General features: G+C 69.9%; 8 protein-coding genes. 4 read left to right on the top strand and 4 right to left on the bottom strand.

Annotated elements, in window-relative coordinates; all coding sequences use genetic code 11:
* Window positions 1–539, top strand: a 539-nt coding sequence (locus tag L687_RS32745) for an ATP-binding cassette domain-containing protein (RefSeq protein ID WP_021200038.1), incomplete at its 5' end; no start/stop codon positions are given.
* Between the two features lie 19 nt (window positions 540–558).
* On the opposite strand, the gene L687_RS32740 is transcribed toward L687_RS32745, so the two are convergent.
* Window positions 559–1,374, bottom strand: a complete 816-nt coding sequence (locus L687_RS32740) for an SDR family NAD(P)-dependent oxidoreductase (protein ID WP_021200037.1) — start codon at window positions 1,372–1,374, stop codon at window positions 559–561.
* Window positions 1,375–1,429: 55 nt separating this feature from the next.
* Window positions 1,430–2,176, bottom strand: a complete 747-nt coding sequence (locus L687_RS32735; protein WP_021200036.1) for an SDR family NAD(P)-dependent oxidoreductase — start codon at window positions 2,174–2,176, stop codon at window positions 1,430–1,432.
* 243 nt (window positions 2,177–2,419) lie between these two features.
* Here L687_RS32735 and L687_RS32730 point away from each other — a divergent pair, with 243 nt between their 5' ends.
* The 3 genes from L687_RS32730 to L687_RS32720 are packed head-to-tail and all read left to right on the top strand — an operon-like array spanning window position 2,420 to window position 6,397.
* The gene (locus tag L687_RS32730) at window positions 2,420–3,874 is read left to right on the top strand and encodes an APC family permease (RefSeq protein ID WP_021200035.1); all 1,455 of its coding nucleotides are present in this window, start codon (window positions 2,420–2,422) and stop codon (window positions 3,872–3,874) included.
* A 38-nt stretch (window positions 3,875–3,912) separates the two neighbouring features.
* Window positions 3,913–4,752, top strand: coding sequence for a molybdenum cofactor biosynthesis F family protein (locus L687_RS32725; RefSeq protein WP_021200034.1), 840 nt, complete (start codon window positions 3,913–3,915; stop codon window positions 4,750–4,752).
* A 1-nt stretch (window position 4,753) separates the two neighbouring features.
* Entirely contained in the window at window positions 4,754–6,397 is a 1,644-nt protein-coding gene (locus L687_RS32720; RefSeq protein ID WP_021200033.1) for an amidohydrolase, read from the top strand.
* Between the two features lie 76 nt (window positions 6,398–6,473).
* Here the strand turns inward: L687_RS32720 and L687_RS32715 are convergent, their stop codons facing one another.
* Together L687_RS32715 and L687_RS32710 are read right to left on the bottom strand one after the other, a co-directional pair.
* The gene (locus L687_RS32715; protein ID WP_021200032.1) at window positions 6,474–7,937 is read right to left on the bottom strand and encodes a GMC family oxidoreductase; all 1,464 of its coding nucleotides are present in this window, start codon (window positions 7,935–7,937) and stop codon (window positions 6,474–6,476) included.
* 3 nt (window positions 7,938–7,940) lie between these two features.
* Entirely contained in the window at window positions 7,941–9,380 is a 1,440-nt protein-coding gene (locus L687_RS32710) for an aldehyde dehydrogenase family protein (RefSeq protein ID WP_021200031.1), read from the bottom strand.
* Window positions 9,381–9,594: the final 214 nt, after the last annotated feature.

The raw sequence follows: 9,594 nt of genomic DNA, 5'->3' as shown, positions 1-9,594 counted from the left end.
TCACCCCGCATTCCGCCGGCGGCATGACCCTCGACGGCGAGCCGATCGACCGGCTGTCCCGCGTCGCGAGAGCCCGCCGCGGGATCGTGCACATCGAGCAGGGACGCGCCGTCTTCCCCTCGCTGACCGTGCGCGAGAACATCTCCCTCACCGCACGCACCCCCGGAGAGCTGGACGCCGCCCTCGCGCAGTTCCCCGAGCTCGAGAAGCGCATCGATGCGCCGACAGCCCTGCTGTCGGGCGGCGAGCAGCAGATGGTGGTCCTCGCGCGCGCGTTCGCCGCGAAGCCGCGCATCCTGCTCATCGACGAGATGTCGCTGGGCCTCGCCCCCGTCGTTTTCCTGCGCCTGATGCCGATCGTGAAGTCGATCGCCGATTCCGGGGTGGGCGTGCTGCTCGTCGAGCAGTTCACGCAGCTCGCCCTCGATCTCGCCCAGGAAGCCGTGGTCGTGGCGGGAGGCCGGGTGTCGTTCCAAGGGGCATCCGATGCCCTGCGAACCGACCCCGGCCTCCTGCACCGCGCCTATCTCGGCGGATGAGCGCGGGCCGCGCGCCGGGTCACATCCCGGCGTGATCGAAGGCGATGGTCGGCACGTCGACCACGTGCGAGCCGCCGTCGGCGACGATCACCGCCCCCGTGATGTACGACGACTCCCCCGAGCCGAGGAACCGCACGACCGAGGCGATCTCGGCCGGTCGGGCGGGACGGCGCAGCGGCACGTCAGCGGTGACCTTCTCGTAGGCCTCCTCGCGGGAGCCGAGACCGGCGTGCGTGGCGAACTCGTCCATCTCCTCGTCGGCCATCGGCGTCTGCACCCACCCGGGGCAGACGGCGTTCACGCGCACACCGTGCCGGCCGTAGTCCCGCGCGAGAGTGCGCGTGAGCCCGACCAGGGCGTGCTTGCCGACCGTGTACCCGGCGACGGAGGGTCCGGCGAAGAGCCCCGCGAGCGACGACACGATCACGATCTGCCCCTTCGCCTCGATCAGCGCGGGCAGGGCCTCCCTCGCCATCGTGAAAGCCGTGGTGAGATTCGCGCGGATCGCCGCATCCCAGCTCTCGTCGTCGGTCTCCCCCACCGGCGAGAATCCGTGGCCGCCCGCGTTCGCGACCAGCACGTCGATGCGCCCGAACCGCGCGAGCACGTCGGCGACGGCAGCCTTCGCGGAGGCGGTATCGGCCGCATCCGCGATGATCGGCAGGGCCCCGACCGCGCGTTCGACCTCATGCAGGGGCTCCGGGCGACGCCCGACGACCACGACATGCGCACCTTCGGCCGCGTATCGTTCGGCGATGGCGGCTCCGATGCCCGTTCCTCCTCCGGTGATGACGACGACGCGTCCCGAGACGGTCGATCCGACCACAGCTCCCATGTGTGCTCCTGTGTGTTCTGGCGCGCGTGCGCTGTTGCTGCCCGACGCGGTCGCGTCAGGCGGGGAATCCCGAACGGGCGGTGTACCCGAAGTCGCTGAGGATGCTGGTGCCGTTGACGGCCCTGGTGCGAGGCGACACGAGGTACGCGACGTGGGCAGCGACCTCCGCTGCGCTCTGCACCGGGAACGGCGGATCGTCGAAGGCCGCAGCGCCGAGGTCGCTCCGACTCATCGGAGTGTCGACGATCGACGGGGCCACCGTGTTCACCCGGATACGGGTGTCGGCGAGGTCGACGGACAGCGCGCGAGCGAACTGGACCAGAGCCGCCTTCGACGTGCAGTACGGCACCATACCGGGCGACGCGACGAGGGCCGAGTCACTGGCGAGCAGCACCACGGAGGCGGCCTCCGCTTCGCGCAGCGCCGCCAGGGCGTGCTTCAGGACCAGGAACGACCCCGTCACGTTGACGGCGAGCACCCGATTCCAGACGTCGAGAGTGGTCTCCTCGATCGGCGTCCCCACCGGGCCGGACACACCGGCGCAGCAGACGACCGCGTCGAGCCTCCCCAGCGCCGCCACCCCGGCGTGCACGGCGGCCTGCACCTGGCCCTCGTCCGTGACATCGGCCGTCAGGACCACCGCATCCGGGCAGTCGCGGGCCACGTCGTCCAGCGCCGCACCGTCACTGTCGAGCAGAGCGACACGGACGCCCTCCGCAGCGAGCCCGTGGGCGGTGGCGCGGCCGATGCCGCCGGCTGCCCCCGTGATGAGGGCCGTCGTCCCCTGCAGCTGCAGATCCATCTCGTCCTCCGCACGCCGTCTGGCACCGGGCGGTGCGATCTGAGGACGGCGGTGTCGTCCCGGTCATCCTCCACCCCCTCATCGGCACCGCGAACGCTCGCCGAGCGGCTGTGCACGGTGACACCACCGTCCTTCGCTCAGGGTCAAGCGCCGCTGCGGCGGCACGAGCAGACTCGCTCTATCGACGATTCCCCTCGTCGTCGATGCCGTGTCCGCACGGCCGTCACCAGCAAAGGAGCCGACGTGGCAGACCCGACATCTGCGTCCACGACGCAGAACCACACCTCCCTCCGTCCTGGCGCCCTCGGCGTCGCCGGAATCGTCTTCCTCGTCCTCGCCGCGGTCGCACCGTTGACCGGCATCGTGGTCGTGGCCTCGCTGGCCATCGCCCTCGGCAACGGCGGCGGCACACCCATGTCGTTCTTCCTGGTGGCAGGGATCCTGCTGCTCTTCGCGATCGGCTACGCGCAGATGTCGAAGCAGCTGGTCAATGCCGGCGGCTTCTACGCCTTCGTGGTGAAGGGCCTCGGGCGCACCGGTGGCCTGATCGCGGGTCTGATCGCCACGCTGGGCTACAACTTCTTCGTGGTCGGCACGATCGGCACGAGCGGTTTCTTCATGCAGACGATCATCCGCGACCTCACCGGTCTCGATGTGAACTGGCTGGTGTGGGGACTGCTGTCGATCGTGGTGTGCTTCGTCCTCGCTCGGATCGGCGTCGACTTCAGCTCGAAGGTTCTGGGCGTCTGCCTGGTGCTCGAGGTGCTCATGCTGGTCGTCTTCGACATCTCCGTGCTCGTGCAGACCGGCTACGACCTGGCGGCCTTCAGCCCCGAGGCCGTGTTCTCCGGGTCGCTGCCCATCGGCCTGCTGCTGGCGGCGACCGGCTTCCTCGGCTTCGAGGCGACCGCGCTGTTCAGCGAGGAGGCGAAGCAGCCGCTGCGCACGATCCCGCGCGCCACCTACACCTCGATCATCGCGATCGGCGTGATCCTCGGTGTCACCACGTGGGCCGTCGTCAGCGCGACGGGTGTCGCCCAGGCGCAGGCCACCGCCCTCGAACATCTGCCGACCGGTGACCTGATCTTCTCGATCTCGCAGCAGTACCTGGGTGGTCCGCTGACGACCCTGATGATGATCCTGCTCCTGGTGAGCCTGTTCGCGGCGATGCTGGCGTTCCACAACTCGGCGACCCGCTACCTCTACTCGCTGGGGCGCGCGAAGATCCTCCCGCAGGCACTCGCTCGCACCCGCGCGAACGGTGCCCCGCAGCTCGCCGGCATCGTGCAGGCCGGGTTCGCGGGCATCGTCGCGATCATCTTCGCGATCGCCGGCGCCGATCCGATCCTCACCCTCGTGCCGGCGATGCTCGGCTTCGGCACCCTGAGCGTGCTGATCCTGCAGGGGCTCGCGGCCATCTCGATCGTCGTGTACTTCCGACGCCGCCAGGATCCGCGGTGGTGGAGCACTTTCATCGCCCCCGGCATCGGGTTCCTCGGTATCGCCGCGATCTCGGTCCTCGCGATCGTGAACTTCAACATAGTGGCGGGGTCCGAAGAGCTCGCGATCCGGCTGATGCCGCTGCTGCTGGTGCTCGCCCTCATCGGCGGCATCGTCTACGGCGCCTATCTCCGCCGCTCCAGGCCCGCCGTGTACGAGGGCCTCGCCACGGACCTCGAGAAGTTCAGCGACCGCTGACCTCCCCGCCCCCACCGACAGAAGGAACCACGAAGACCATGACGACGCTGAACCCCGCCGACACCTCCACCTGGCTGCCGCTGGAGGGCCTCGCCCCCGGTTTCGACGCCAACAAGGCTCCGCACAGCACCGCCCTCAGCGGCCGCGAGATCACGGTCGTCGACGCCCGCGGCACCCGTATCGTCCACCGGTTCGCCGACGCCGCCGTGACCTGGGAGTACCAGCCGGGTGCAGAGGACGCGACCGAGGCGGCATCCGACACCGACGACTACGAGGCCTTCGAAGTCGATGCGGACCTGTATTTCGTGCAGTTCCACCACCGGTACCTGCCGAACGAGGCCGTCTCGCTGATCCTCGACCTCCGTCACGGTCGTGCCCTCGCGGTGATCTCCGAGATCCTCGCCGCGCCCGAGAAGGGGCGCACCCGGGTGCAGCACCACTTCGCCCCCGGCGTGATCGAGGGCGCCGAGGTCTCGGGTGCCGAGGCTGCACCGACGACGACGCTCATCGGGCGCCGCGTCGAATGGGTCTACAGCACCGAGCACGCCTACGAGCACGTGTACCTCTCGCCGCGCTGGTACTCGTGGCAGTGCCTCGCCGGCCCCGAGCGCGGCCTCGCCGACACCGACGAGAACAGCGTCTGGGAGGTGCGGCCGGGTATCTACGTATTCGCCTGGCGCGAGAAGGTCATCCCCTGCGCCTCGGTGACGATCGCCGATCATCGCGACGTCAACGCGATCCGCTCGCACGGCGTGCTGTTCGGCCTCGACGAGAGCGGCGAGGTGCCCACGCACTTCACCTTCGGTGCACACGGTCGGCTGCTCTCCACCACGCTGCACACGCCGGATCTCGAACCCGCGACCTTCGGAGACCGCTGACATGAGCGACGTCGCCGACCTCATCGTCACCGGATCGGTGATCCGCACCGCCGACCGGGCGAACCCGATCGTCGAGGCCTTGGCAGTCCGCGACGGCCGGATCCTCGCGGTCGGGTCGCGCGCTGACCTCGAGTCGTTCCGCGGACGCCGGACGCAGCTGCTCGAGGTCGGCGACGCCGCGGTGTACCCCGGTTTCGTCGATGTGCACAATCACCATGCCCTCGCCGGGCGCACCGAACTGTTCGAGCTGTCGCTGGCACCCTCGCTCACGCTCGACGAGATCCTCGACCGGGTGCGCGAGAAAGCGGCCACCCTGCCGACGGATGCGTGGATCGTGGGCGGAGCGGTCGCCACGACGTTGCTGCCGTCGCTCGCGAACACCGCGAGCCGACGGCTGCTCGATGACGCGGCCGGGGGCCGGCCGGTGGTCCTCATGGAGGACTCACGACACAACCGGTGGGCGAACAGCCGGGCGCTGGAGCTCGCGGGGATCACTGCGGACAGCATCCCCGAGGCGGGCGTCACGCTGCTCGATCCCGACGACGGCACCCCCACAGGAGTGCTGCTGGAGGCTGCGGGCATCCCGGTGCAGGAGGCATACGACCGCAGCGGCGGCCTCACTGCCGCACAGCACGCGGCCGCGTCGCGCCGCGGCGTCGAGATCCTCAACTCGTTCGGGATCACGACGTTCCAGGATGCGGGCGTGTCCGTCGAGATCCTCGAAGCCTTGGCTGCGCTCGACCGTGCCGACGAGCTCGATGCCTGGGTCGTGTCGTCGTTGCTGATCAACGACGAGATCTTCGGTTTCGACCCGATCGGCGAGCCGCTGCTCGACCGCGGCGAGGAGTTCCGCACCGCGCACCACCGCCCGGACTTCGTGAAGATCTTCCTCGACGGTGTCCCGCCCGCCCGCACGGCGTCGTTCCTCGAGCCGTATCTCGCGGACGCCGCGCACGGCGCGCACTTCCACGGCGAGACCACCATGACCCTGGACGAGCTCATCGGGTGGCTCCGCTCCGTGGCGCGGCGCGGTCTCGGCGCGAAGGTGCACTGCACGGGCGACGGCTCGGCACGTCTCGTGCTCGACGCGGCCGCGCAGCTGCGCAACGAGGGCTTCACCACCCCCATCCAGATCGCGCACGGGCAGTTCCTGGCCGAGTCGGACATCCCGCGACTGCAGGCTCTGGACGTCTCGGCCGACATCTCGCCGTTCATCTGGTATCCGGGTGTGATCCCGCAGGCGCTGGCCGAGGTTCTCGGCGAGCGCGCGGAGCATTCCCAGCCGAACCGGGCACTGATCGACGCGGGAGCCCGCGTCGCCGGCGGCTCGGACTGGCCCGTGAGCGATTCTCCGAACACCCTCGAAGGTCTGCAGGGTCTCGTGACGAGAGCCGATCCGCTCGGCCGCGCACCCGGCACCCTGTGGCCCGAGCAGGCCATCACCGCCGAGGAGGCGTTGGAGGTCTTCACGATCAACGCCGCGACCGCGATGGGACTCGGCGACGAGACCGGCTCGCTGACCCCCGGCAAGTCGGCGGACTTCGTCGTGCTGGCCCGTGACGCGATCGCCGGCCCCGCCGAGGACATCGTGCGCACCGAGGTCATCTCGACGTGGTTCGCCGGACGTCGGGTGCACGGCGACTGAAAGGAAGAGGCGTCGACACCGGATCTGTCCGGCGCCAGCGCTCGTCCCTCAGCCCTCTTACCTCAGCCCTTTTACCTCAGCCCTCGAGCACGAAGCGGGCTCCACGTTCGCCGATCATCGCGGCGGGGGCGTTGGTGTTGCCGGTGGGCACGGTCGGCATGACCGAAGCATCGATCACTCGCAACCCTGCGATGCCGCGCACGCGCAGTTGCGGATCGACCACGGCCTGCGCATCCGTGCCCATGCGGCAGGTGCCGACCTGGTGGTGGTAGGTGATCGCGGTGCGGCGCACCCAGTCCTCCACTCCGGAGTCGGAGACCTCGGGGCCCGGGTACACCTCGACGGCGCCCCACTCCTCACCGAGGGCGGGGCGTGCTCCGATCCGACGGCACTGCCGCACGGATGCGGCCAGTGAGGCGACGTCGCGGTCGTCCTCCAGCGCCGCCAGGTCGATGGCCGGCAGGTCAGCGAGCGTCGCGCCGGTGAGTCGGAGAGTGCCGCGGCTGTGCGGCGTCACGAGGCCGGCCATGAGGGTGAATCCGTCGTCGCCACGGGGGTCGAGCTCGCCCCACATGGGCACCGAGAAGTTGATCGGCTGCGTGTCGGGCTCGGCGAGGTCGTCGCGGCTGCGCCAGAAGAGGTGCGTCTGCGTCACGGAGACTCCCGGTTGCGGAGGCCCGACCGGGCGCCGCGTGGTGAAGATCACCGGCGACAGGAGGTGGTCGTGGAGGTTCTGCCCGACACCGGGCGAGTCCTGCACGACCGGGATGCCGAGCGCGGTGAGGTCGGCTGCCGGACCGATGCCGGAGCGCAGCAGGATCACGGGCGACCCGATGGCACCGGCCGAGAGGATGACCTCGTCCGCGAGGACCTCTTCGGACTCCTCCCCCTCCCCCAGTCGCACACCGACGGCGCGGCCGTCGCGCACGATGACCGAATGGACTTCGCGTCCGGTGACGATCGTCAGCTTCTCCGCGACGGGCTGCGCGTACGCCGTCCAGGTGTTGGCCCGGCGGCCGTCGCGCATGGTGACCTGCTCCTGCGAGACTCCGTCGAGTGTGCCCGCGTTGTAGTCCGGGTTGTGCGTCAGTCCTTCCTGCACCGCGGCGTCGATGATCGAGGCCTGGATCGGCGAGAGCGGGTAGTCGTCGGTGACCGGCAGCAGGTCGTTCTCGATGGCCTCGTAGACGGGCTCGACCTCGGCCCAGCCCCAGCCGTGTGCGCCGGCGCGCTCCCACGCGTCGTAGTCTGAAGCGGCTCCGCGCACCCAGATCATGGCGTTGAGGGCGTGCGATCCCCCGGTGACCTTGCCGCGCGGCAGATGCAGCCGACGGCCGCCCGCGTGCGTCTGGGGGACGGTGAAGTAATCCCAGTCCTCTGCGGAGTGCCAGAGTTCGCCCGCGCGGGAGGGGTCGTGGATGGCCGGGTTGGTGTCGTACCCGCCGGCTTCGATGAGGGTCACTGCGACGCCCGCGTCCGTGAGACGACGCGCGACGATGGCTCCCGAGGTCCCGGCTCCGACGACGATGGCAGAGCGCACGGGTCAGGCCCTCCGGCCGGGGCCCGAGACGACCTGGGTGACGGCGACGGACTTGAGCCCCTCGACGCCGAACTCCAGCCCGTAGCCCGAACTCTTCACGCCGCCGAACGGCACCATCGGATGCAGTCCGCCGTGCGAGTTGATCCACACGGTGCCGGACTGCATCCGGGAGGCCGCATCACGCGCCGCCTCCGGGTCGCTCGACCAGACCGAGGCGCCCAGTCCCACGTCGAGGGAGTTAGCCAGCGCGAAGGCCTCGTCGATGTCGCTGTATCGGATCACCGGCAGTGCGGGACCGAACTGCTCTTCCTGCACGAGCGCCGCGTCGTTGTCGATGTCGGCGACGATGGTGGGGCGGTAGAAGAGCTCCCCGAGTTCGGGCGCCGACTCTCCGCCGGTGACGATGCGCGCACCGCGACGCCTGGCATCGTCGACCAGGCGGCTGACGATGTCGAACTGTGCGCGGTTCTGCAGCGGCCCCAGCACGTTGTTCTCGTCGAGTCCGTTGCCCATCGGCATGGAACCGGCGATCGATGCCAGTGCGTCGACGACCTCGTCGTACACCGAGTCGTGCACGTACAGGCGCTTCATCGCGGCGCAGGTCTGCCCGGTGTTGATGAAGGCTCCCCAGAAGAGGTCTTCGGCGATGGCCGCGACGTCGGTGCCGGGCAGCACGATGCCGGCGTCGTTGCCGCCGAGCTCGAGCGTCAGGCGCGCGAGGTTGCCGGCCGAACTCTCGATGATGCGGCGTCCGGTGGCGGTCGAACCGGTGAACATGATCTTCGCGATGTCCGGGTGAGAGGCGAGCCGCGCGCCGACCTCGCGGTCGCCGGAGACTCCGATCAAGACGTCGGCCGGGAGTACCTCGTTCATCACGGCGATCATCGCGAGCACGCTCAGGGGCGTGTACTCGCTCGGCTTCGCGACGACGGTGTTGCCCATCCGCAGGGAGGGGCCGATCTGCCAGATGCTGATCATGAGCGGCCAGTTCCACGGGCCGATGGCACCGACGACTCCGGCCGCCTTGTAGACGAGCTCGGCGTGCAGGGTCTCGTCGTCTACGAGGACCTGCGGCTCGATCGCCGTGGTGGCGTTGGTGCGCAGCCAGGCGGAACACGCGCCGAGCTCGAAGCGGGCGTTGGGACCGTTGAGCGGCTTCCCCTGCTCCCGGGAGAGCAGGTGGGCGAGGCCTTCGGCGTTGGCGTCGATGGCATCGGCAGCTGCGAGGAGAAGTGCGCTCCGCTTCTCGTGGCCGAGCGCCTCCCAGGCCGGTTGGGCGGCCTTCGCGCGAGCGATCGCATCGTCGAGGTCGTCGACCGACGCCACGGGGGCGCGCCCGATGACCTCACGGGTCGCGGCATCCGGGATGTCCCGGCCTGCGCCTTCCGGCGCCTGGATGCGGTCGAGCAGCGCAGCGGCTGCGGAAGCGGCGGAATCGGACATCGGGGACTCTCCTTCGAGCGTGGCGCGGGCCAGCGACAGTCGAGAAGCTGGTCGTCTTCTCATTGTCGACGGGCGTTCCTCACGGCGCTTGTCGCGGAGCGCGCCGCAGATGTCCGAGTGCGAAGGATGACACGATCGGGCTGACGCCGAGCCGCCGGCCTGATGCCGAGCCGCCGTGATGGTGCAGCGACACCGTCAGGCGGCGATGTCGAAG

It is taken from the genome of Microbacterium maritypicum MF109 (assembly GCF_000455825.1).
GTDB classification, from domain to species: domain Bacteria; phylum Actinomycetota; class Actinomycetes; order Actinomycetales; family Microbacteriaceae; genus Microbacterium; species Microbacterium maritypicum_A.
The sequence above is the reverse complement of the archived record's forward strand: the minus strand, read 5'-3'. Positions and strand labels throughout refer to the sequence as shown.